The organism is Novosphingobium sp. ZN18A2 (assembly GCF_036784765.1).
Taxonomy (GTDB): Bacteria; Pseudomonadota; Alphaproteobacteria; order Sphingomonadales; family Sphingomonadaceae; genus Novosphingobium.
This window is the reverse complement of sequence record NZ_CP136651.1, coordinates 857,618-879,998: the sequence shown is the minus strand read 5'-3', so window position 1 is coordinate 879,998 and position 22,381 is coordinate 857,618. Positions and strand designations below refer to the sequence as shown.

At 64.3% G+C, this 22,381-nt stretch carries 23 protein-coding genes; 6 read left to right on the top strand and 17 right to left on the bottom strand.

Annotated features, from left to right (window positions below; genetic code table 11):
* Positions 1-23: 23 nt before the first annotated feature.
* From RXV95_RS04310 to RXV95_RS04255, 12 genes are all read right to left on the bottom strand, one after another.
* Entirely contained in the window at positions 24-905 is an 882-nt protein-coding gene (locus tag RXV95_RS04310; protein ID WP_338467784.1) for a LysR substrate-binding domain-containing protein, read from the bottom strand.
* The gene (locus tag RXV95_RS04305) at positions 902-1,840 is read right to left on the bottom strand and encodes a hemolysin family protein (RefSeq protein WP_338467783.1); all 939 of its coding nucleotides are present in this window, start codon (positions 1,838-1,840) and stop codon (positions 902-904) included. Before RXV95_RS04305 ends, RXV95_RS04310 begins: the two co-directional genes overlap by 4 nt.
* Before the next feature lie 8 nt (positions 1,841-1,848).
* Positions 1,849-2,364 carry an rRNA maturation RNase YbeY gene (ybeY, locus tag RXV95_RS04300; protein ID WP_338467782.1) on the bottom strand — a complete coding sequence of 172 codons (516 nt, stop codon included), beginning with the start codon at positions 2,362-2,364 and terminating at the stop codon, positions 1,849-1,851.
* Positions 2,361-3,401 carry a PhoH family protein gene (locus RXV95_RS04295; RefSeq protein ID WP_338467781.1) on the bottom strand — a complete coding sequence of 347 codons (1,041 nt, stop codon included), beginning with the start codon at positions 3,399-3,401 and terminating at the stop codon, positions 2,361-2,363. Before RXV95_RS04295 ends, ybeY begins: the two co-directional genes overlap by 4 nt.
* Positions 3,402-3,601: 200 nt before the next feature.
* Positions 3,602-4,939, bottom strand: coding sequence for a tRNA (N6-isopentenyl adenosine(37)-C2)-methylthiotransferase MiaB (gene miaB / locus RXV95_RS04290; RefSeq protein WP_338467780.1), 1,338 nt, complete (start codon positions 4,937-4,939; stop codon positions 3,602-3,604).
* 52 nt (positions 4,940-4,991) lie between these two features.
* Positions 4,992-5,870 (bottom strand): lysophospholipid acyltransferase family protein, encoded by an 879-nt coding sequence (locus RXV95_RS04285; protein ID WP_338467779.1) that lies wholly within the window; start codon positions 5,868-5,870, stop codon positions 4,992-4,994.
* Positions 5,854-6,276 carry a Fur family transcriptional regulator gene (locus RXV95_RS04280; protein ID WP_338467778.1) on the bottom strand — a complete coding sequence of 141 codons (423 nt, stop codon included), beginning with the start codon at positions 6,274-6,276 and terminating at the stop codon, positions 5,854-5,856. The genes RXV95_RS04285 and RXV95_RS04280 overlap by 17 nt, the downstream gene beginning before the upstream one ends.
* Before the next feature lie 80 nt (positions 6,277-6,356).
* On the bottom strand, positions 6,357-6,797 hold the full coding sequence (locus RXV95_RS04275) for a MucR family transcriptional regulator (protein ID WP_338467777.1): 441 nt from the start codon (positions 6,795-6,797) through the stop codon (positions 6,357-6,359).
* 173 nt (positions 6,798-6,970) lie between these two features.
* Complete coding sequence (locus tag RXV95_RS04270; protein ID WP_338467776.1) at positions 6,971-7,441, bottom strand: GNAT family N-acetyltransferase; 471 nt, start codon at positions 7,439-7,441, stop codon at positions 6,971-6,973.
* Entirely contained in the window at positions 7,438-8,061 is a 624-nt protein-coding gene (gene tsaB, locus RXV95_RS04265; RefSeq protein ID WP_338467775.1) for a tRNA (adenosine(37)-N6)-threonylcarbamoyltransferase complex dimerization subunit type 1 TsaB, read from the bottom strand. The genes RXV95_RS04270 and tsaB overlap by 4 nt, the downstream gene beginning before the upstream one ends.
* 13 nt (positions 8,062-8,074) lie before the next feature.
* Positions 8,075-8,668, bottom strand: coding sequence for a malonic semialdehyde reductase (locus RXV95_RS04260; protein WP_338467774.1), 594 nt, complete (start codon positions 8,666-8,668; stop codon positions 8,075-8,077).
* 36 nt (positions 8,669-8,704) lie between these two features.
* Entirely contained in the window at positions 8,705-9,280 is a 576-nt protein-coding gene (locus RXV95_RS04255; protein ID WP_338467773.1) for a NifU family protein, read from the bottom strand.
* Between the two features lie 130 nt (positions 9,281-9,410).
* Between RXV95_RS04255 and RXV95_RS04250 the strand changes: the two genes are divergently transcribed.
* From RXV95_RS04250 to RXV95_RS04240, 3 genes are all read left to right on the top strand, one after another.
* Positions 9,411-9,965 (top strand): FKBP-type peptidyl-prolyl cis-trans isomerase, encoded by a 555-nt coding sequence (locus RXV95_RS04250; protein ID WP_338467772.1) that lies wholly within the window; start codon positions 9,411-9,413, stop codon positions 9,963-9,965.
* 87 nt (positions 9,966-10,052) lie between these two features.
* A complete protein-coding gene (locus RXV95_RS04245; protein ID WP_338467771.1) occupies positions 10,053-12,953 on the top strand; it encodes an insulinase family protein in 2,901 nt (966 codons plus the stop codon).
* Positions 12,954-13,070: 117 nt separating this feature from the next.
* Entirely contained in the window at positions 13,071-14,444 is a 1,374-nt protein-coding gene (locus RXV95_RS04240; protein WP_338467770.1) for a 3-deoxy-7-phosphoheptulonate synthase class II, read from the top strand.
* Positions 14,445-14,479: 35 nt separating this feature from the next.
* Here the strand turns inward: RXV95_RS04240 and RXV95_RS04235 are convergent, their stop codons facing one another.
* The gene (locus tag RXV95_RS04235; protein ID WP_338467769.1) at positions 14,480-15,706 is read right to left on the bottom strand and encodes an MFS transporter; all 1,227 of its coding nucleotides are present in this window, start codon (positions 15,704-15,706) and stop codon (positions 14,480-14,482) included.
* A gap of 61 nt (positions 15,707-15,767) precedes the next feature.
* Positions 15,768-17,069, bottom strand: a complete 1,302-nt coding sequence (locus RXV95_RS04230) for a glycosyltransferase family 39 protein (RefSeq protein WP_338467768.1) — start codon at positions 17,067-17,069, stop codon at positions 15,768-15,770.
* An 89-nt stretch (positions 17,070-17,158) separates the two neighbouring features.
* Between RXV95_RS04230 and RXV95_RS04225 the strand changes: the two genes are divergently transcribed.
* From RXV95_RS04225 to RXV95_RS04215, 3 genes are all read left to right on the top strand, one after another.
* A complete protein-coding gene (locus tag RXV95_RS04225; protein ID WP_338467767.1) occupies positions 17,159-18,367 on the top strand; it encodes an aminotransferase class I/II-fold pyridoxal phosphate-dependent enzyme in 1,209 nt (402 codons plus the stop codon).
* A 143-nt stretch (positions 18,368-18,510) separates the two neighbouring features.
* Positions 18,511-19,011, top strand: a complete 501-nt coding sequence (locus RXV95_RS04220; protein ID WP_338467766.1) for a hypothetical protein — start codon at positions 18,511-18,513, stop codon at positions 19,009-19,011.
* A 77-nt stretch (positions 19,012-19,088) separates the two neighbouring features.
* Positions 19,089-20,447 (top strand): PAS domain S-box protein, encoded by a 1,359-nt coding sequence (locus RXV95_RS04215; protein WP_338467765.1) that lies wholly within the window; start codon positions 19,089-19,091, stop codon positions 20,445-20,447.
* A gap of 79 nt (positions 20,448-20,526) precedes the next feature.
* Here RXV95_RS04215 and RXV95_RS04210 read toward each other — a convergent pair whose 3' ends face one another.
* From RXV95_RS04210 to RXV95_RS04200, 3 genes are all read right to left on the bottom strand, one after another.
* Positions 20,527-20,817 carry an accessory factor UbiK family protein gene (locus tag RXV95_RS04210; protein WP_338467764.1) on the bottom strand — a complete coding sequence of 97 codons (291 nt, stop codon included), beginning with the start codon at positions 20,815-20,817 and terminating at the stop codon, positions 20,527-20,529.
* Positions 20,818-20,899: 82 nt separating this feature from the next.
* Positions 20,900-21,454 (bottom strand): TspO/MBR family protein, encoded by a 555-nt coding sequence (locus RXV95_RS04205; RefSeq protein WP_338467763.1) that lies wholly within the window; start codon positions 21,452-21,454, stop codon positions 20,900-20,902.
* Positions 21,455-21,609: 155 nt separating this feature from the next.
* Positions 21,610-22,320 carry a TlyA family RNA methyltransferase gene (locus RXV95_RS04200; RefSeq protein WP_338468492.1) on the bottom strand — a complete coding sequence of 237 codons (711 nt, stop codon included), beginning with the start codon at positions 22,318-22,320 and terminating at the stop codon, positions 21,610-21,612.
* Positions 22,321-22,381 lie beyond the last annotated feature (61 nt).

Genomic DNA, 22,381 nt, shown 5'->3' with positions numbered 1-22,381 from the left:
ACCCAGATTGATCGGAAAACGCTCTAAAGCCCCGCCTTCATCAGCCAGTCGTGGAACAATCGCACCGGCCGTGACTGCAGGGCGCGGGGGCGGCAGACGAACCAATAGCTGTAAGGGCTGGCAATCTCTGTGTCATAGAGCTTGGACAGCCGCGAATCGTGCGCGCGCACGTAATGGTCGTCATGCATGATCGCGATGCCCAGCCCTTGCGCCGCTGCTTCCAGGATAAGCTGCCCCGCATCGAAATGGTCGATTGCGGCAGGCTCAAGCCCCTCTAGCCCCAGCGCCCGTTTCCACGCCTCGAAACTGGCCGGAAGGTCGCTGTGCACAAGGAACGTCTGCTTCGCCAGCTTCTCCTTGTCGGGCACCGGCCCCAGTTCGGCCGCCAGTTCCTTCGACGTGATCGCATAGACGCGATTGTGGTCCAGCTGCACCGCGTGAAGTGCCGGGTCCGGCCCCTCGCTCAACACGATGGCGGCGTCGATCGTATCGCCCAGCTTGGCCGCGCCCTGGTGCGAGGAATCGATATCGATGTGCAGCTGCGGGTGCAGCTTGCGCAGTTCGCCCAGCCGCGGGAATAGGCGCTGGCTGCCAAACAGCGGCAATACGCCCAGACGCAGGCGCATGACCTTGCCGGTATCGACCAGCCGGTCGATCCGCTCTGTCATCTCGTCCATCAGCGGCGCGACCGCATCGTAAAGCGCCTGCCCGTCATCGGTCAGCTTCAGCGACTGGTGGCGCCGTTCGAACACCGGCTTGCCCACGAATTCTTCCAGCGCGCCCAGCCGGCGCGACAACGCCGAGGGGCTGAGCGCCAGTTCGGCCGCCGCCGTCTTGGCGGAGCCTGAGCGGACAACGCGGATGAACGCCTCAAGCGAACGCAGGGGCGGCAGGCGGCGGATCACTCGGCGTGGTCCTCTATCGCGGGCTCGGGCGCGTGGAGGCGCAGGCGGGTGAGCCGCCGGTCATCGCCGCCGGTCACTTCGATTTTCCAGCCGCTGGGATGTTCGACCACGCGGCCCACCTCGGGCACTTCGCCCGCCAGAACCACCGCAAGGCCGCCCACGGTATCCACGTCTTCCTCCACTTCGGCCAGGCGCCGGTCGATCGTTTCGGCCACGTCGTCAAGCTCGGCCCGAGCATCGGCGTCCCAAGTGCGCTCGTCGATCGGGGTCAGCATGACCTGCGGTGCATCGTCATGCTCGTCCTCGATCTCACCGACGATCTCCTCGACCAGATCCTCGATGGTGATGATGCCGTCAGTGCCCGAATACTCGTCGATCACCACCGCAAGGTGCGTGCGCTTCGCCCGCATGTCGGCCAGCACGTCCAACGCGCCGCGCGCCTGCGGCACGAACAGCGGCTGGCGCATAAGGCCGTTCCATTCCTTCGGCGGCGTCTTGTTGCCGATGGCCATGCCGGCGATGATCGGGAACACGTCCTTGATGTGGATCATGCCCACAACTTCGTCCAGCGATTCGCCATAGACCGGCAGGCGGCTGTGGCCGTGCTCGGCAAAGGCGGCGACAAGATCCTCGAACGGGGCGGATGCGCGGATCGCCACGATTTCCCCGCGCGGGATGGCCACGTCGTCTGCATCGTGTTCGCTGAAATGCAGCAGGTTGCGCAGCATCTGCCGCTCGGTCGGCGAAAGATCGCCGGCCAGGCTTCCGGCAAGGCCGGGTTCGCCCTCGTGCTCGTCGATCGCCTCCTCGATCTGCGCGCGCAGCGACTGGTCGCCGTCGTCGCGGCCGAACCACGCGCGAATCGCGCGCCACAGAGGGCTGCTACTGTCCGGTTCTCCGGCGTTCGAATCTGGAATGTGGCCGTTCGAGGCCATGGCTTTCTTTATCCCTGCTTGTCCACCGAACCGCCATATGGGTCCGGCAGGCCCAGAAGCGCAAGCGCCTTCGTTTCCAGCGCCTCCATCGCTTCGGCTTCGGCATCTCCGGTTTCGTGGTCGTAACCGGCCAGGTGGAGCAATCCGTGGACCACAAGGTGCACGGCGTGATCTTCCACCGCGATGCCCTTTTCCGTCGCTTCGCGCGCGCAGACGCCGTGGGCCAGGATCAGGTCGCCCAGCATCCCCGGCGCGCCCTCGTCACCCGCGGCATGGAGCACTTCGTCGCGGCTGAGCATCGGAAAGGACAACACGTTGGTGGGTTTGTCCTTCGCCCGCCACTGGCGATTGAGGCCGTGCACCTCGTCGTCGTCGGCGAAAACCACGCTGACCAGCAGGCTGGGATGCGCCAGTTCGGGAGCCACTCGCGCAGCGGCGGCAGCGGCCCTGTTGGCAAGCGCTTCCCAGTCGCTTTCCTGCCCCCAGACCGGATCGACATCGAGTTCGAGCGTGGGTGCGGTCAATGCCCGTGGCCCTCGCGCTTCCCTTCGTAAGCCTCGACGATGCGGCCGACGATCGGGTGGCGCACCACGTCCGCACTGGAAAAGCGCGTCACGTTGATGTCCTCCACCCCTTCCAGCCGGTTCACCGCGTCGATCAGGCCCGAATGCGAATCGCCGCCGGGGATGTCGACCTGCCGGGGGTCGCCGCAGATCACCATGCGGCTGTTCTGGCCGAAGCGGGTGAGGAACATCTTCATCTGTTCGCGCGTGGTGTTCTGCGCCTCGTCAAGGATAACGAAGGCGTCGGCCAGCGTGCGCCCGCGCATGAAGGCGATTGGCGCGATCTCTATCTCGCCGCTGGCGATGCGCCGCTCCACCTGTTCGGGCGGCATGCAATCATAAAGCGCATCGTAAAGCGGGCGCAGGTAGGGATCGACCTTGTCCTTCATGTCGCCGGGCAGGAAGCCCAGCCGCTCGCCCGCCTCAACCGCCGGGCGTGACAGGATCAGGCGCTGGACGCTGCCGGTTATCAACTGGCTGACCGCCTGCGCGACGGCAAGATAGGTCTTGCCCGTGCCCGCCGGGCCGAGCGCGAAGATGATGTCGTCCCGCGCCAGCGCCTTCATATAGTCGATCTGCATCGCCGAACGCGGCACGATCGTTTTCTTGCGAGTACGGATCATGATCGGCGGGGTGCCGTGCTGGTCCCCGGTGATGATCCCGTCCAGCGTGGGTTCGTTCGACATGGCGATCAGCGATTCCACCGCTCCGGCATCCGCCTCGTGTCCTTGTTGCAACCGCTGGTGCAGCCCGCGAAGCACATCGCGCGCGCGGGCGACGGCATCGTCCGGGCCTTCGATCTGGACGCGGTTGCCGCGCGCCGAGATGAATACGCCCAGCCGGTTCTCGATCTGAACAAGGTTCGTGTCGAACTGGCCGAACAGCGCGCCAAGAACGGCGGGCTCGTCAAAAATGACCTCAACCCTGGCCCTGCGGGGGGCTTCGGGACGAAGGATCTGCGCCTCTTCTTCGTGGGCGCGAGCTTGCTTGCGGGCCATGAGAGCGGGTGACTTGCTCCTTTCGTTCGGCCGCGCCACGTGCGTGGCCGTCACCGATCAAGATAGGCCGCATACCCCCGGGCGCAAGCGCGCGATGACGCGATTCGGCGTCATAAATGTCTCAATCCACAGCCTAGTGGTGAGATTCTGACATTTGCATTCCTGCCGGCCGGGTAGCGACAAATGTCAAAATCAATCCACTAGGCGCCGGCCAAGGCTCTAACCATGACACCGGACAGCGAATTCGGCCCCGCCTCCACCAGTTCCACACGTACCAGGTCGCCGATTGCAACCTCTCCGGTGAAATGCACCGATTGCAGCCAGGGGGACTTGCCGAGCCACTGGCCGGGATGGCGGCCCTTGCGCTCAACCAGAACGTCGCAGGTCTTGCCAACAGAAGCGCGGTTGAACGCCAATTGATCGCGATTGAGCGCGGCCTGAAGGCGCTGGAGCCGTTCGTCCATCACTTGCGGTGCCACCTGGCCATCCATCGTCGCGGCGGGGGTGCCGGGGCGGGCCGAATACTTGAAGCTGAAAGCCTGCGCATAGCCGACTGCATCGATCAGGCGCAGCGTGTCTTCGAATTCCGCGTCCGTCTCACCGGGGAAACCGACGATGAAATCGCCCGAAAGCGCGATGTCGGGCCGCGCCGCGCGAATGCGGTCGAGCAATTTCAGGTAGCTTTCGGCCGTATGGCTGCGGTTCATCGCCTTCAGCACGCGGTCGCTGCCAGCCTGGACCGGCAGGTGCAGGAACGGCATCAGCTTGGCGTTCGTGCCATGCGCCTCGATCAGCGCATCATCCATGTCCGCGGGGTGGCTGGTCGTATAGCGGATGCGCCTGAGCTCGGGGATTTCCGCCAGCGCTTCGGCCAGCCCAGCAAGTCCTGCGGAACGCCCTCTCGCGTCTTCGCCGCGCCACGCGTTGACGTTCTGGCCCAGCAGCGTGATTTCACGCGCGCCGCCTTCCACCAGCATCTTCGCCTCGTCCACAAGGTCGGCGAAGGGGCGCGAAAGCTCTGCCCCGCGGGTATAGGGCACCACGCAATAGGTGCAGAACTTGTCACACCCTTCCTGGATCGTCAGGAACGCGCTCGGCCCCGACTTGCGGCGGCGCGGAAGCGCGGCGAACTTGGCCTCCGCCGGCATATCGGTTTCGGTCGCGCGGCGGCCGGCGGCGGCTTCGGCCACCATGTCGGGCAGGCGGTGATAGGCCTGCGGGCCGACCACGACCTTTACGCTGGGTGCGCGCGCCATGATCTCTTCACCCTCGGCCTGGGCAACGCATCCGGCCACCGCGATCAGCGGGCTGGAACCGTCTTCCCGGCGCAGGCGGCCGATATCGGAATAGACCTTTTCGGTCGCCTTTTCGCGGATATGGCAGGTGTTGAGAACGACAAGGTCCGCCTCGTCGCCTTCGGACGTGGCGGTCATGCCTTGCGCGCCCAGCAGTTCGGCCATCCGTTCGCCATCATAGACGTTCATCTGGCAGCCGAAGCTCTTTACGCGATAGGTCTTGGGTTGATCGGTGGAACGCATGGCCCGCGCCCCTACGCCAAAACCGGGCACAGTTCAAAGCCGTTGCGCGTCCTTACCCCATCGGCGGTTCGGGGCGCGGCGGAACATAGCGCACGGGCGCCACGTCATGCGCAAAAGGGCGCAACGGCTTGCCCAGCGCGCCGACCAGCGCCTGTTCGATCCGACGGCGGCTCTCGGTCGCGATGCCCTTGCGCCCGCCATGCGGCTCGGGATCGAACGGATCGAGGAAGTGGATATGAAGGCGAAACGATCCGCGCCGGGCCAGCACGCGCTTTGCGTTGTCCAGTCCGCTTTCCACGCCGGTCCAGCCGATCCATTCCGCGATCTCTCCGTAATCGAGCATCACCGGCTGGACGAGCACGCCGGGCGGCGGCGGTTCGAGCACGCGCAGCATCGCGGTCTTGAACGGCAGCAGCGATTGTCCGTCGGTCGTCGTGCCTTCGGGAAACACGGTGACGGACCAGTTGTCCGCCAGCGCCTCTTTCAGCGCGTTGATCTGCGCGGCCACGGCCATCCGGTTCTCGCGGGAAACAAAAACCGTGCGGTTGAGCTTTGACAGCCAGCCGACAATCGGCGCGCGCTCCAGCTCCGCCTTGGCGACAAAGGCCGTGCCGCTTTCCCCGGCGATGGCCAGGATATCCACCCACGAAACGTGGTTCGAAATAAAGAAAACGTCGCGCCGCAGGGGCACCCCGTGCCGCGTGACGCGCGCACCGGCCAACCTTGTCGCGGTCCACAGGAACCATTTGGGGAAAGGCGAGCCGTAATGCACCGTGCGATAAAGGTAATGCAGCGGCACGCAGACCAGAAGCGCAAGCACAAGCCCCAACACGCGCAACACGATGCGGACCCAGCCTGCAACGGAAATCGGGGCCGGTCGCCCGGCGGCGGCCTCTGCGCGAAGGAAGGCGGGATCAGCCCTCGCGGTCAAGCCGGACGCCGTAAAGTTCCATGCGGTGATCGACCAGCCGGTAACCCAGCTTTTCCGCGATCTGCCGCTGGAGCGCCTCAAGCTCGGGATCGACGAACTCTATCACCTTGCCGCTTTCCACGTCGATCAGGTGGTCGTGATGCGCCTCGGGCGTCGCTTCATAGCGGGCGCGCCCGTCGCCGAAATCGTGGCGATCGAGGATACCCGCTTCCTCGAAAAGGCGAACGGTGCGGTAAACGGTCGCTATCGATATCCTGGGGTCGATGGCGGCCGCACGCTCGTGCAGCTTTTCCACATCGGGATGATCGTCGCTTTCCGACAGGACACGCGCGATCACGCGCCGCTGTTCGGTAATGCGCAGTCCCCGTTCCGCGCAAAGTGCTTCGATGTCGATCGCCTGGTGCAATGTCGGTCCCGCAAGTTGAATGGCCCGCCAATCATAGACCGGCGGGCCATTTCCTCAACATGTCAATTGACCGTTGCGCTTCAGGAAGAAGCCTTGCCCCGGCCACGCTTTGCCGAAGGCTTGCGGCCAAGACCGATCTTCTTCGCCAGTTCGCGGCGCTTTTCGGCATAGGCCGGCGCGACCATCGGATAATCGGCCGGAAGGTTCCAGCGGGCGCGGTACTGTTCCGGAGTCATGTTGTAACGCGTGGCAAGATGCCGTTTGAGCATCTTCAGCTTCTTCCCGTCTTCCAGGCAGACGATGTGATCGTTCTTTACCGAAGAACGGATCGAAACCGCAGGCTCAGGCGCGGGTTCTTCGGCCGGCTCATCCGCCGAAAGGCCGGCAAGGGAAGTATAGACGTTCGAAATCAACGTGGGAAGATCGCCAACCGCGACACTGTTGTTGCTCACGTGGGCAGCAACGATATCGGATGTAAGCGTGATCAACGTCTCACGCATGTCGTTTTCAGCTTCGCTCATTTTCGTGACCCTATCTTGCTTGATGGCCATTACATCGGCCGATTTAATGGAAAACAATCCGACGAGCTGTCATTAATGTCTATAAGGGCGATTTCCAAGGAAACAACCATTATGGCAGGAACTGTTCTGATTTTTTACCGAAAATTCCCAACGGGCTGTAAATTCATGGTAAATTATACCAGAACAAGCTCCTGACTGATCGCGTCAAGCCGCACACCGTCGGTGGTGCGATAATATCCGGGCCTTATTCCCACAGGGCGGAAACCGTGCGCGGCATAAAGCCCGGCAGCGGGGTTTCCGCGGCGCATTTCAAGGAAAAGCCTGTGCATGCCGCGGTTTCGCGCTGTTTCGATGAAGCGCCGCAACAGTATTCCGCCTAACCCCCTGCGCCGGAACGAGGGATGAATTGCGAAGAGAAGCAGTTCTTCTTCGTCGAGCACCGAGCGCGCCAGGAAAAAGCCCGCGACTTCGTCACCTTCGCGAACCGGTTCATCGCCTTCCGGCCCGATCAGGCCATAGCGGCAATTGCCGACGATCATGGCGTCTATCAATTGCCGGCGGTTCCACGCCTCCCCGAACTCCGGGGGAAAGGCCGCCTCCATGACCGCCATGATGCGGTCGATATCGTCTTCCGGCGCGATCATCCCCGCGCAGGCAGACGCGCATCGGGCGCGCGTCCATAGCTGGGGGAAACCCGTGCAGACAGGGCATCGGCCGGAAGCAACGCGAACTTGCGCGCATCCGGCAACATCTGCCGGGCGACCACGCCGCCGCCACGAAGCGCGGCGAGCGCCTCTGCCTGGCTGCCCACGACGAGCGGCGCCCCCGAACGCCGGGCGGCTTCTTCCGGCTTGAGCGAGACGAGTGCGCCAAGCGGCGCGGCGCCGGCATCGAACGACTGCACGAACCATTCGCCGTGCCCGCCCGTCATCGCCACGTCGATGTCCATGCCGGGATATTCCGCCGCGGCCATGGCGGCGACCAGTGCCAGGCTTTCATATCCCGCAAGCGGCGCGTTCCAGGCCAGCGACAGCGCCCGCGCGGCGGCAAGCCCCACGCGTATGCCTGTAAAGCTGCCGGGGCCGGTATCGACCGCGATCGTACCGGTCCTGCCTTTATCCAGCAGTTCGGCGATCATCGGGACGAGCCGTTCGGCATGGCCGCGGCCAAGCATTTCGAACGTTCCGGCAACGAGCGCGCCCGTCTCGTCGAACAGTGCGGCCGAACAGCCTTCGGTCGCGCAATCGATGACGAGCTTGCGCACCCCCGCCCTTCCTTCAGTCTATGCGGTTGAATTTCTCGAATTCGGGGCGCGGACTGCGCTCGAAGATGGTCGCGGGATCGCCATAGCCCAGCGTCGAGATGAAGTTGGACCGGACGCGCGGCTGGTCGGCGAAAAACGCCTTGTCCACCGCCTCGTTCGAAAAGCCGGACATCGGCCCGGTATCAAGCCCCAAGGCGCGCGCGGCCATGATGAAATAGGCGCCTTGCAGCGAGGAATTGCGGAACGCATGCGATTCGCGCAGCGCCTCGTTGCCTTCGAACCACGATTTCGCATCGGTGTGCGGGAACAGCCACGGCAGTTGCTCGTGAAAATCGAGGTCCATGCCGATGATCGCCGTTACCGGCGCCTTGCGGATCTTGTCGGGATTGGTCCCGCCCGCAAGCGCGGCAAGCTTTTCCTTCGCTTCCTGGCTTACGCACCACACCATGCGCACCGGCTGCTGGTTGGCGGACGTGGGGCCCATCTTCATCAGATCCCAGATCGCGCGCAACTGGTCTTCGCTGACCGGCTTGTCGAGGTATCCGTTATAAGTCCGCGCGGTGCGGAAAAGCTGATCGAGCGCGTGGGCGTCGAGCGGTTCGGCCATGTATCGATTCTCGCCTGTTGTTGCGCGCCACGCCGGTCAGGCGGCGCGGACTTCCGTGACTTCGGGAACGTAGTGCTTCAGCAGCGTCTCGATGCCGTGCTTCAGCGTCGCGGTCGACGAAGGACAGCCCGAACAGGCGCCCTGCATTTTCAGGAACACCACACCTTCGCGGAAACCGCGATAGACGATATCGCCGCCATCGTTGGCAACCGCCGGGCGCACGCGCGTATCGATCAGTTCGCGGATCTGGGCGACGACATCCGCGTCATTGGGATCGTCTTCCATCATGTCGTCCTCGCCCGGAACGGCGATCCCTTCGGCGCTTCCGCCGCTGAACAACGGCGCACCCGAAACGAAATGGTCGAGCAGGACCGAAGCGACTTGCGGCTTCAACGTGCTCCATTGCGTGCCCGGACCGGCCGTGACCGAAACGAAATCACGCCCGAAGAACACGCCCGTCACATCACCCAGTGCGAACAGGGCATCGGCCAGCGGACTGGCTTCCGCTTCCTCCGGCGTCGTGAATTCGCGGGTTCCGGCGGTCATCACCTGCTCGCCCGGCAGGAATTTGAGCGTGGCCGGATTGGGCGTGGTTTCGGTTTCTATGAACATGGTCTTCGTCATGTAGGCGGGCAGCGCACACGGTCAAGGGTCAGGCAGGGTCGCGTTTCGCTTTCGACATTTCGGAGATTGTCCGCATTTCCCTTTTCGCGGCCCCGCGCGGCCGCTATCAGCGCATGCGATGAAAACAATCTTCCGCGCGCCCCTGCGCCTCGCCGCCGGCCTTGCCCCGGTCCTTCTTGCCGCTCCCGCGATCGCCGCCGCTCCGGCGGGCAACGGCGGGATCATCCCGCTTCCGCTGGAACCGGTGGTGCCCGCCGCCCAGCGCGCCTGCACGCAAAAGACCGCGTCGGGCCTGGGTTATACCGAACTGAAAGCCGGCGAAGGCGCGAAGCCGGGCGCGCAGGATTACGTGCTCGTCAACTATATCGGCTATCTCGCGGCGGACGGTAAGGCGTTCGACCAGGACCAGCGCTCCGCCTTCCCGGTTGCCGGCGTGGTCAAAGGGTTCGGCGAAGGCGTGCAGTTGATGAACACCGGTTCGATCTACCGCTTCTGCGTCCCCGCCGCGCTTGGTTACGGCGAAAAGGCCGCGGGGCCGATCCCGGCGAATGCAAATCTTGTGTTCCAGGTTGAGCTGCTCGATTTCAAGACGGCAGCCGAAGTCGAGAAAATGCGCAAGCAGCAGGCGGCGGAAGAAGCGAAGTCGGGCGCGAACGAACCGCAACAGAAATAGCGGTCCCGGCGGGATTCGATGCGCGGGCCGGAAATCGGCCCGCCTATTCACTGGTCCTTCATCGCTTGCGCCCCTATATTCGCGCCCATGTCCCTGTTTCAGCGCGCCGCCCGGCGTTTCGGCTTTTTCCTTCTTCCCCTGATCGCGTTCGCCGCCCCGGCGGATGCGCAGCAGCAAGCGTCGGATAGCAGCCCCGCCGCCAGTACGGTTCCGCCGCAACCCGGCTCGGACTGGCTCTACAAGGGCAGCGACGTCCCGCAGGACAAGGCATGGATCTTCGGCACCCTGCCCAACGGGCTGCGCTATGCGGTGCGGCACAACGGCGTCCCGCCCGACCAGATGTCGGTCCGCGTCCTTGTCGACGCCGGATCGATGTACGAAACCGAAGCGCAGCGCGGTTATGCACACCTTCTCGAGCACCTGACCTTCCGCGAATCGAAATACCTCAAGGAAGGCGAGACGATTCCCACGTGGCAGCGCCTGGGCGCCACCTTCGGCAGCGACACCAACGCCGAAACCAGCCCGACGCAGACCGTTTACAAGCTGGACGTTCCGGACATGACGCCGGCCAAGCTGGACGAGACGTTCAAGCTGCTGTCCGGCATGATCATCTCTCCGATCTTCACCAATCACGGCGTGAAGACCGAAGTGCCCATCGTGCTGGCCGAAAAGCGCGAACGCGCAGGCGCGCAGGCGCGCGTCGCCGATGCGCAGCGTGAGCTTCTGTTCGAGGGCCAGCCGCTTGCCGATCGCGCACCGATCGGCACGGACGCGACGCTGGAGGCGGCGAGCGCAAAGTCGATCAAGACCTTCCACGACAAGTGGTACAGGCCCGACAATACCATCGTCATCGTCGCGGGGGATCAGGATCCCAACGCCATGATCGCGGAGATCAAGCAGTGGTTCGGCGGCTGGAAGGCAAAGGGGCCAAAGCCCGCCGCGCCCGATTTCGGTAAACCGCAGGCGCCCGCGAACGACGACGCGGGCCATCCCATCGGCACCGTCAAGGTGATGGTGGAACCGGAAATGCCGCGCATCCTGACCGTCGCGATCGAACGGCCCTGGCGCAAGAAGAACGATACCATCGTCTATAACCAGGGACTGATGATAGACCGGCTGGCGATGACGCTGATCAACCGCCGGCTGGAAGCCAAGGCGCGCGCGGGCGGCAGCTTCCTGTTCGCCTCGGTCGACAGCAGCGACGCCAGCCGATCGGCCAATATCACCACCATCAGCGTCACCCCGCTGGGCGACGACTGGAAGGCGGCCTTGCGCGATGTGCGCGAAGTGATCGCCGATGCGGTGGACACGCCGCCCAGCGAGGCGGAGATCAAGCGTGAGTTGGCCGAGTTCGACGTGGCCTTCAAGGTTCCGGTGGAAACGCAGGAAACGCTGGCGGCATCGACCGTGGCGGACAATCTGGTGCAGGCCGTGGACATCCGCGAAACGGTTGCCGCGCCCGACGCCGTTTACAGCATCTTCCGCAAGTCGATTCCGCTGTTCACTCCGCAGGCCGTGCTCGACCATACGCGCGACCTGTTCAAGGGCACGGTCGAACGCGCGATGTACGTAACGCCCAAGGACGGCGAAGCGACGTCCGCCGCGATCAAGGCGGCGCTTGTCGCGCCCGTCCGCGCGGATGGCGGCAGCCGTATCACGGCGCGCAACATCACGTTTTCCGAACTTCCCGCCATCGGCACACCGGGCAAACTGGCCTCCGCAAAGCCCGCCGGGCTGCTCGGTATCGAGACGGTCGATCTTTCGAACGGCGTGAAGGCGCTGTTGTGGCCCAACGATGCCGAACCCGGCCGCGTCATCGTGCGCGTCCGCTTTGGCGGAGGATACGCGGCGATCCCGGTGAAGGATGCTGTCTACGCCCAGCTTGGCGACGCGGCGCTGATCGATGCCGGGCTGGCATCGCTGAACCGCGAAGACCTCGACCAGCTTTCAACCGGCCGCAAGCTGGGACTGGATTTCTCTATCGACGATACCGCCTTCGTGCTGTCGGGCGATACGCGCGAAGCCGACCTGGCCGACGAACTTTATCTGATGGCCGCCAAGATCGCCCTGCCCGACTGGGACCCCAATCCCGTCAAGCGGGCAATCGCCGCTGCGAAGATCCAGTACGATACCTATAACGGTTCGGCGCAGGGCATGCTCAACCGCGACCTGCAGTGGCTTTTGCATGACCGCGATCCGCGCTGGCAGACGCCGACGCCGACAGAGCTGGACAAGGCGACGCCCGAAGGCTTCAAGGACGCGTGGGCGCCGCTTCTGAAGCAGGGGCCGGTCGAGGTCGACATCTTCGGCGATTTCGATCGCGACAAGACAATCGCCGCGCTGGAAAAGACGTTCGGCGCGCTTGCGCCGCGCGATCCGCTGCCCACGGCCACGCTTTCCCCCAACATCCCGGCCCATAACGAGCAACCCGTTCTGTTGACCCATCGCGGCGACGCGAACCAGGCCGCGGCGGTGATCGCCTGGCCCACCGGCGGCGGGGAAAAGGGCGTCCACATCTCGCGTCAATTGCAGGTTCTGGCCCAGATCATGAACAACCGCCTGTTCGACGCGATGCGTGAAAAGGTCGGCGCAAGCTATGCCCCGCAGGTTGCCAGCACCTGGCCGCTGGACCTGCCTTCGGGCGGGTTCGTCGCCGCGACGGTGCAATTGCGCCCGCAGGACATGGACACGTTCTTCAACGCCGCGGACAAGATCGCGGCAGACCTGGCCGCCACGCCGCCGTCGAAGGACGAGCTGGAACGCGTGACGGAGCCGCTGAAGCAGTTGATCACACGCGCCAGCACCGGCAACGGCTTTTACATGTACCAGCTGACGGGCGGCGCGCTCGACCCGCGCAAGTTGACGGATATCCGCTCCATCCTCAGCGATTTCACCAGGATCACGCCCGAGCAGGTGCAGGTCCTTGCGGAAACGTTCCTGGTGAAGGACCGCAGCTGGCGGCTGGAAGTGATGCCCGCAAAAAAATGATCCCGGCGGCGGCCCGCACGCCATAAAATTGCTATATCGATTACTCTGGGCGCAATCCCTGCTTTGCAATTGCGCGCGCGGGCGCGTATGGGCGCGCCTTCTTGAAAGGAAGGACAAGTGGCAAGCAACTGGAATGCATCGACGTGGCGCGGGTTCGAGGCGCGGCATCTGCCGGCCTATCCCGACGCGGACAAGCTGGACGCGGTCGAAAAGACCCTCGCAAGCTATCCGCCGCTCGTCTTTGCGGGCGAAGCACGCGCACTAAAGGCAGAATTGGCCGAAGTGGCGGCGGGCAAGGGTTTCCTGCTTCAGGGTGGGGACTGCGCTGAATCCTTTGCGGAATTCCACCCCAACAACATCCGCGACACGTTCCGCGTGCTGCTGCAGATGGCGGTCGTGCTGACATTCGCGACCAAGCAGCCGGTGGTGAAGGTGGGCCGCATGGCCGGCCAGTTCGCCAAGCCGCGCTCCTCGCCGGTCGAGAAGCAGGGCGACGTGGAACTGCCCAGCTATCTGGGCGACAACATCAACGGAATCGATTTCAGCCCCGAATCGCGCATTCCCGATCCCGACCGGATGCTGCGCGCCTATAGCCAGGCGGCAGCCACGCTGAACCTGCTGCGCGCCTTCGCGGGCGGCGGCTATGCCAACTTGCGCCAGGTGCACCAGTGGACACTGGACTTCATGGGCCGCAGCCCTTGGGCCGACAAGTTCACCGACCTGGCGGATCGCATCGGCGAATCGCTGGATTTCATGGAAGCATGCGGCGTCGATCCGTCGACCGTCCCGCAACTGCAGGGCACCAGCTTCTTCACCAGCCACGAAGCCTTGCTGCTGCCTTACGAACAGGCGCTGACGCGGCAGGATTCGCTGACCGGCGACTGGTATGACACCAGCGCGCACATGCTGTGGATCGGTGACCGCACGCGCTTTGACGGTTCGGCGCATGTCGAATTCCTGCGCGGCGTGGGCAACCCGATCGGCGTGAAGTGCGGCCCCTCGCTTGAGCCGGACCTGCTGCTTAAGCTGCTCGATACGCTGAACCCCTCGCGCGAGGCGGGGCGGATCACGCTGATCAGCCGCTTTGGCCACGAAAAGGTGGAAGCCGGCCTGCCGCCGCTGGTCCGCGCGGTGGAACGCGAAGGCCATCCGGTGGTGTGGAGCTGCGATCCGATGCACGGCAACGTCGTGAAATCGGACAGCGGCTTCAAGACGCGCCCGTTCGACCGAATCCTTTCCGAAGTGAAGGGCTTTTTCGCGGTCCACCGCGCCGAAGGGACGCACGCGGGGGGCATCCATATAGAGATGACCGGACAGGACGTGACCGAATGCACCGGCGGCGCGGTGGCGATCACGGACGAGCGCCTGGCGGACCGCTATCACACCCATTGCGATCCGCGCCTCAACGCCGCGCAATCGCTGGAACTGGCGTTCCTGCTGGCCGAGCGGCTCAACCTTGAGCGCGCGGGCGACAAGGCCGAAGCCGCCTGATCTACTGGTAGAGGCCGGGCAGGCAGGGCCGCCGCTCAGGCGGCCTCTCCTCCCGGCCGAGCGCCCGGCGCGTGGTCGGGGTGGCGGTATTCAGGGATCGCCAGGACAATGATCGCCGCCAGCATCACGCAGGCCGGAACGGTTGCCAGCGCCAGTGCGAAGTTGCCGCCTGCGCGGTCTGCCAGCCAGCCGACCAGCGGCTGGAACACCAGCGCGCCGGCGATGCCGATCATGTTGACGAAGGCGACCACCGTGCCGGTCACCTCTCCGGGCTGGCCTTCCTTGGCCATCGTGAAGGTCAGCATCTGGCCGCCGCCGAAGAAGCCCGCCGCAAACAGCAATGCGCCTTCGGCATAGGCGGACATCGGCAGGTAGAGCACAACGGCATAGGCCAGCGCGGTCAGGATCGCGCCGCCGAAGACCAGGTATTTCCGGTGGCCAAGCAGGTCCGAAATCCAGCCGCCCGCTATGCTGCCGGCGGCCATGCCCCAGAAGATCATCGAAATGGCCGCTTCGGCGGCAACGCGGCTGCGGTGGTGATCGTGGACCAGCTCGGTCGGACCCCACAGCCCGCCATATACGTTGACGGGCATGTAATAGAGCAGCCCGACCACGGCCAAGGCCCAGATCCGCCTGTCTCCCAGCACGGCGGCCAGGCTGTCGCGCACATGTTCGACCGCTCCGCTGTCGGCGGTTGCGGCAGGAGACGCGGGTTCCCTCAGCCACAGCCAGGCAATCGCGAAAATGCCCAGTCCGGCAAGGCCCGTGCCGGTGAAGACCGGTCGCCAGCCGACCGTATCGATCAGGTCCGACAAGGCTACCGCGCCGATGGCCGACCCCAGCATGCCGACCGCGTTCACCGTTCCGGACAAGACCGCAAAGCGTTCCGGCGCGAACCAGTGATTTGCCAGCCACATTCCCGAAACGAACGCGAATGAGGCGCCGAACCCCGTCAACAACCGCCCGAAACCGCCGATCGCCACGTTGTCCGTTGCGGTAAAAACCAGCACGCCGCTGGCACAGGCCAGGCTGCCGAGCAGGATGAAGCGCCGCGCACCATATCGGTCGAGCGCCAGCCCGACCACGATCTGCATCGGCGCATAAATCCAGAAGAACAGGCTTGAAAGCGTGCCGAAGCCCGAATCCGAAATGTGATAGAACGCGGCGATGGCCTGCGCGTCGAGGCTCGGTTCGATCCGCGTGACGAATTCGAACAGGAAGAAGACCGCGCCAATGGCGAAAGCGATCCAGGCGTCGCGCATGCCGGTTCGACTAACCGCTTAACCGCCTGTTTTCAACGCAATCGCATCCAATCCGGTCGCGTCAGCGCCACGAATGGAGCCAGGTATAGGTCGCGAAACTGTCCTTGGCAGGCAGCGCGCCAGCCGAAAGGATCGGATAGAACCATGCAAACATGCCGATCGCCAGCGCAAGCGAAGCCCAGCCCGGCCAGCGGACACCCTTTTCCCACCATTCGCCCAGCACCACGGCCAGCGCGGCGATCGCGAAACCGGCGGCGAGCATGTAGTGGTAATAGAATTGCACCGGCTTGCCGTTGAGCGCCCAGAAACCCACCGCGAACGCATAGAGCAGCACCAGCCCCAGCTTCAGGCGATTGCCGCGCAGCCCGCCCCACAGGCACAGCACCAGCGCGGGCAGCACGGCCAGCATCGTGAAGGGATTGCCCACCATAAGAACGCCACGCTGCGCGCCGTCCACGTTTTCATAGAGGAACCAGATCGGGCGGATGTTGAACATCCATTGCCACCACCGGCTCATATAGGTGTGCGGCTTCACCACGCTGTCCTGCAATTGCAGCATGTATTGCTGGAACGGCACCAGCTTTCGCAGCGTCAGCGGGTCCTGCGCATAGAAAAAGGCGGGCGCGAAGGTCGCGAAATAGACCAGCACCGGGAACAGGCCGAGCCAGACGAATGCCTCCATCAGCGAAACGCCGGGCACTGGCCCCGCATTGCGCGCCCACAGGACATGGACGCGCCGCCCTTTCAGCGCCATCAGACGGTCCCACGCGAACAGCAGGCCGGGAATAATCATCAGCGGCGCCGCATTCCACTTTGCACCCAGCGAAAGCCCCATGAAAAGGCCGGTCAGCACCAGGTGCCTGCGCCCTTTCGCGGAATCCTGCCACGCGAGCACCCATTGCCATACCGCCAGCGCAAAAAAGGCCCCCATCGCCATGTCCAGCATCGCGATGCGCGCGATCATGAACCAGACGAAGTTGGTGGCGAACAGGATGCCGAACAGGATCGTCGCCATGCGCGACCGGCTGGCCCACCACACCGCGCGCGTCGCCCCGAACAGGCCGATCGCGCCAAGGATCGCGCTGGGCAGGCGCCAGCCCCACGAATTGTCACCCGCCAGCACCATGCCCAGCGCCATGAATTCCTTGCCTACCAGCGGATGTTCGGGATTGAGCCGGCTGGTCAGGTCGATCAGCCGCCGCGCCGCGGGAAGGTAGTGGATTTCGTCGAACATCGGCATCGACGGGGTGCCGAGCCGGTTCAGCGTGACGAGGAAGAAAACCGCGACAATCAGCAGAACCCAGCCGAGCGGGTCGCGTTCGAGCGGAACGGGCCGGTGTGCAAAGGCGGGGCGCTCGATCATCAACGCGCCGTCCTTTAGGACCTCGTCCCAAACCGCGCAACGCCCCATCTCGCTTGCGCCTGCCCGCCGGCGCGCATAGAGCGCAGCCCATGAAGAAGACTGCCGGCCAGGACCGTTCGATCACCGCCAAGTGGCGCCCCGCAACCCGCGCGATCCGCGGCGGCACATGGCGGTCCGACATGGGAGAGACCAGCGAGGCCATCTTCATGACCTCCGGCTATTCCTATGACGATGCGGCATCGGTGGCCGCGCGCTTCGCGGGCGAAGAACAGGGCATGACCTATTCGCGCCTGCAAAACCCGACCGTGCAGATGCTGGAAGAACGCATCGCCTTGCTGGAAGGCGCGCCGGCCTGCCGCGTGCAGGCATCGGGCATGGCGGCGATGACGGCGGCCCTGCTCTGCCAGCTTTCGGCGGGCGATCACGTTGTCGCGGCAAAGGCCGCGTTCGGTTCGTGCCGCTGGCTGGTCGACAACCTGCTGCCGCGTTTCGGAATCGAAGGCACCGTTGTCGATTCGCGCGACGTTGACGCGTGGGACCGCGCGATCAAGCCGAACACCAAGGTGTTCTTCTTCGAAACGCCGGCCAATCCCACACTCGACATCGTGGACCTTGAGCGCGTTTGCGCAATCGCCAAGCAGGAAGCGATCACCACGGTGGTGGACAACGCCTTCGCCACCAGCGCGCTGCAACGCCCGATGGACTTCGGCGCCGACGTTGTCGCCTATTCGGCCACCAAGATGATGGACGGCCAGGGCCGCGTGCTGGCGGGCGCCGTCTGCGGATCGGAAGATTTCATCAACAACAAGCTGCTGCCATTCCAGCGCAATACCGGCCCGAACCTTTCGCCCTTCAACGCATGGGTGGTGCTGAAAGGCATGGAAACACTGGACCTTCGCATCCGGCGCCAGAGCGAAAACGCGATGACGGTCGGCCGTTTCCTTGAAGGCCGCGTACCGAAGATGCTGCACCCCGGCCTTGAAAGCCACCCGCAGCACGCGCTGGCGATGAAGCAGATGAAGGATTGCGGCCCGATCTTCTCCATCGTGCTGGATGGCGGACGCGAACAGGCGCATGCCCTGCTCGACGGGCTGGAACTGATCGACATTTCGAACAACATCGGCGATTCGCGGTCGCTGATGTGCCACCCGGCCTCTACCACGCACCATTCGGTCGGCGCGGAAGCGCGCGAGGACATGGGCGTTCCGGAAGGAATGCTTCGCCTGAACGTGGGGCTGGAAGATCCAGACGATCTGATCGAGGACCTCGACCGGGCGCTCACCGCCGCCGGGCTCTGACGCGAAAGCACCTGCCGAGTCGCTGGTTCGCTTGTGGCAAGCGATTGATTCGCAAGGCATGATCGCGCGTGACAGGTGCGCACTTCAGGCGCAATCTCCCGTCCAGGTCGCATCGTGATTTCACGAGTTGGGGGAGTCTTGCGATGAAGGCCTTTGCACGGGCGGCGGCAGCCGCGTTCGTATGCTGCATTCCGGCGTTCGCCATTCCGGGGCCGGCACTGGCCGGATCGAGCGACGCGGCGATCCTGAAACCGATCCACCAGTTTACCGACGGCTTCAACGCCGGGAGTGCCAACACCGCCTTACAGGCGGTCAGTCCCGACGGTTCGGTGGTCATCGACGAATTCGCGCCGCACGTGTGGCAGGGGAAGACCGCGATCGCCGACTGGATGAACGAATGGGACATGGATGCTCAGGATAGGGGCATCACCGGCGCGAAAGTGACACTGGGCGATCCGCTGCGCGTGCAGTCCGACGGCAAGACCGCCTATGTCGTCCTCCCGGTCACCTATGACTACGTGGAAAAGGGCGTGGCCATGCACGAAGATGCGACGATGACCTGCACGCTGTCGAAAGCGTCAGGCACGTGGCTGATCAACGGCTGGGCGTGGAACGGACAGGTGCCGGTGAAGGCCGCGCCCTGATTGGCCCGGACCAAACTGACCCGGCGGGCGCAAACGAACCTTTGCTTTTCCCCGCCGGTCCTGCCCATAGTGGATGAATGACATCGACCTTGACGCCGCCGGACGCAGCGGCACACCTTGCCGCTCTGGTGGAGAGCAGTGACGACGCCATCATTTCCAAGCGGCTCGACGGAACGATCATCACCTGGAACAGCGGCGCGCGGAAAATCTTCGGATACGAGCCCGGCGAGATGGTTGGCCAGTCTATCCGCAGGCTGATCCCGTCCGACCGGCAGGGCGAGGAAGACGAAGTAATCGCCAAGGTGCTGTCCGGACAGCGCGTGGACGCCTTCCTGACGGAACGGTTGCACAAGGACGGTTCGATCGTGCGCGTATCGATCACCGTTTCGCCGATCCTCGACGATGAGGGCCGCATCGTCGCGGCGAGCACGATCCTGCGCGATGCCGGGCCGATCCTGGACCAGCAGGAAGCCGCCATGGAAGCAGAGCACCGCTTTCGCGTGCTGGCAGACAACATGAGCCAGCTGGCATGGATCGCAGACAGCAAGGGCTGGATCTTCTGGTACAACAAGCGCTGGCACGATTTTACCGGCACGACGCTGGAAGACATGGAAGGATGGGGCTGGAAAACGGTCCACCATCCCGATCACGTCGATCGCGTGGTCACCCGCATCCAGCATTCGTGGGACACCGGCGAGCCGTGGGAAGACACCTTTCCGTTACGCGGCGCCGATGGCGAATATCGCTGGTTCCTCTCGCGCGCGATGCCGATCCGCGACGAATCGGGGAATATCTGCAGCTGGTTCGGCACCAACACCGACATCACCGACCTGCGCGACAAGGAAGAACAGATCCGTCTCCTGCTGATGGAGGTCAACCACAGGTCGAAGAACATGCTGGCCGTCGTCCAGTCGCTTCTGCGCAGGTCCGCAACCGGCGATGGCGATTTCGTGGGCCGGTTCGAACAGAGACTGACCAGCCTTGCCGCGAACCAGGACCTACTGACGCGGCGCGGATGGAAGGCGATCCCGGTCGGGGAACTGGTAGAGGCGCAACTCGCGTTCCTGGGCCAGTCGGCGCTGAGGCAGGTCGAGATCGACGGGCCGGTGTTCAAGCTGTCGCCGCGCGCAGCCGAAACGCTGGGCATGGCGCTACACGAAATGGCGACCAACGCGCTGAAATACGGCGCGCTGGCCGAAGCCGGCGGACACATCGCCATCCGGTGGTCCGTGGCGGACGGGCGATTCACGATAGGCTGGCGTGAAAGCGGCGGTCCGGCGGCGCGGGAGCCTGAGCGCGCGGGTTTCGGCACGACGCTGATCCGCGACGTGCCGGCCAGATCGCTTCGTGCGGACGTGACGCTCGATTTCAGTCCGGGCGGCTTCGCCTGGAAACTGGAATGCGATACCGCGGCAATCGCCAGCGACGAAAACTAATGGTCCGATTCTGACATTTGCAACCTCACTATCCGGCTGGGGGGAAGCAAATGTCAAAATCAATCCACTAGGCTGAAGCTCAGCTTCCAGACTTGCGCGTGGTGCCGGCGGCCTTGCCGCCCTTCGCCTGGAGCGCGGATTCGAGCGCGGCAATGCGTTCCTTCAGGGCATCGGCTTCTTCGCGCGCGGCCACGGCCATGTCCTTGACCGCCTCGAATTCCTCGCGGCTCACGAAGTCCACGCCGCCCAGCGCCTCGCGCATGCGCTCACGCGCGCTTTCGCCCGCTTCGCGGCCCATGCCGGCAATGGTGCCAGCCGCGCTGTTAAGCAGCTTCACGAAGTCGGAGATCACGGGGTTTTCGCTTTGCATCGCAATTCTGGCCTTGAATGGAACGTGAAGTCTGGAACGGTCAGGCGCTAGATGGCCCCTGCGGCGTTTGCCTGCAAGGGGATCACAGGTCCATGCGCACAGCGGCGCCCGATTCCTGTTGCACATCCGCACCCGGATTCAACTGGTGGATCTGCCAGTTCAGCACCGCCGCGAAACAGACCCATGCCAGATAGGGCGCCAAAAGCCAGGCCGCCAGCGGACGGATCCGCGCGAACACGGCCATCGTCGCCGCGACCAGAACGGCCAGCGCCACGATGATGCCGAAGGCCAGCGTGACCTTGTGCAACGCGAAGAACACGGGCGACCAAGCAAGGTTGAGGATGAACTGCGCGGCGAATACGGCAAATGCGGCCTCGCGCCCGCTTGCCCCGCGCGCGCTCAACACCATGGCAAGCGCGATGCCCATCAGCAGGTAAAGCAGCGTCCAGACCACGGGGAACGCAATCGGCGGCGGATAGATAGACGGCATGGCCAGCCCCGCGAACCAGGGATTGCGCGGACCGCTGCCGGAAAGCATTCCGGAAAGGAAACCCAGTCCCAGAACGACGGGAACGATAAACAGCGACCAGCGCAGCAGGCTGGCTCGAAGCTGGGCGGGCGAGGCAAGAAGCTGCATGGGTTCCGATGCTTGCGCCCGTTCCGGGCCGATTCGCCACGAATATTGGCGAGGCTTGGGCGTGCTGGCAACGTGTGGACAGCACTTCAGCGTGCCAAATCAGGACCGGCTTCGTTGCAAACGGGCGATATGGCCTTGGCAGACCCCGCCAAGGGTCATTCGCGCATGGCCGATATCAGGAATTCCACATTGCCTTCCGGCCCGGTTATCGGGCTTTTCTCGATACCCTGCACCGTCCACCCTTCGCCTTCCAGCCAGTGGCGCACTTCACCGCAAACGCGTTCGTGAAGCGCCGGATCGCGCACCACGCCGCCCTTGCCGACTTCCTGTTTCCCCACCTCGAACTGCGGCTTGATCAGGGCAACCAGCCGCGTTGGCCGCGCGGCAAGCGCCAGCGGCACTTCCAGAACCTTTGCCAGCCCGATGAAGCTGGCATCGCAAACCACCCACGTGGCTGGCCGGTCAATCAACGCGGACGTCAGGATGCGGGCGCTGGTCTTTTCCAGCACCGTCACGCGCGGGTCCTGCCGCAGCTTCCACGCAAGCTGGTTGGTGCCCGAATCGACCGCGAAGACATGATCGGCCCCGTTCTGGAGCAAAACGTCGGTAAATCCCCCGGTGGATGAACCGATGTCCATCGCGGTAACGCCCGCCGGGTCCAGTCCGAAATGTTCGATGGCGTGCGCCAGCTTTATCCCGCCGCGCGAAACCCACGGGTGATCGCGCCCGCGCACCTCCAGTGGCGCGTCCGACGCCAGCTGTTGGCCCGCCTTGGCGATCTTCGTTTCGCCCGAAAACACCAGTCCCGCAAGGATCAGCGCCTGCGCGCGGGCGCGGCTTTCGGCAAGCCCGCGCTCTGCAAGCATCTGATCGACGCGGGATTTCGATTTGCGGGGCGGGCTTGAGGTCACGCCGGCTTCCTTCCAT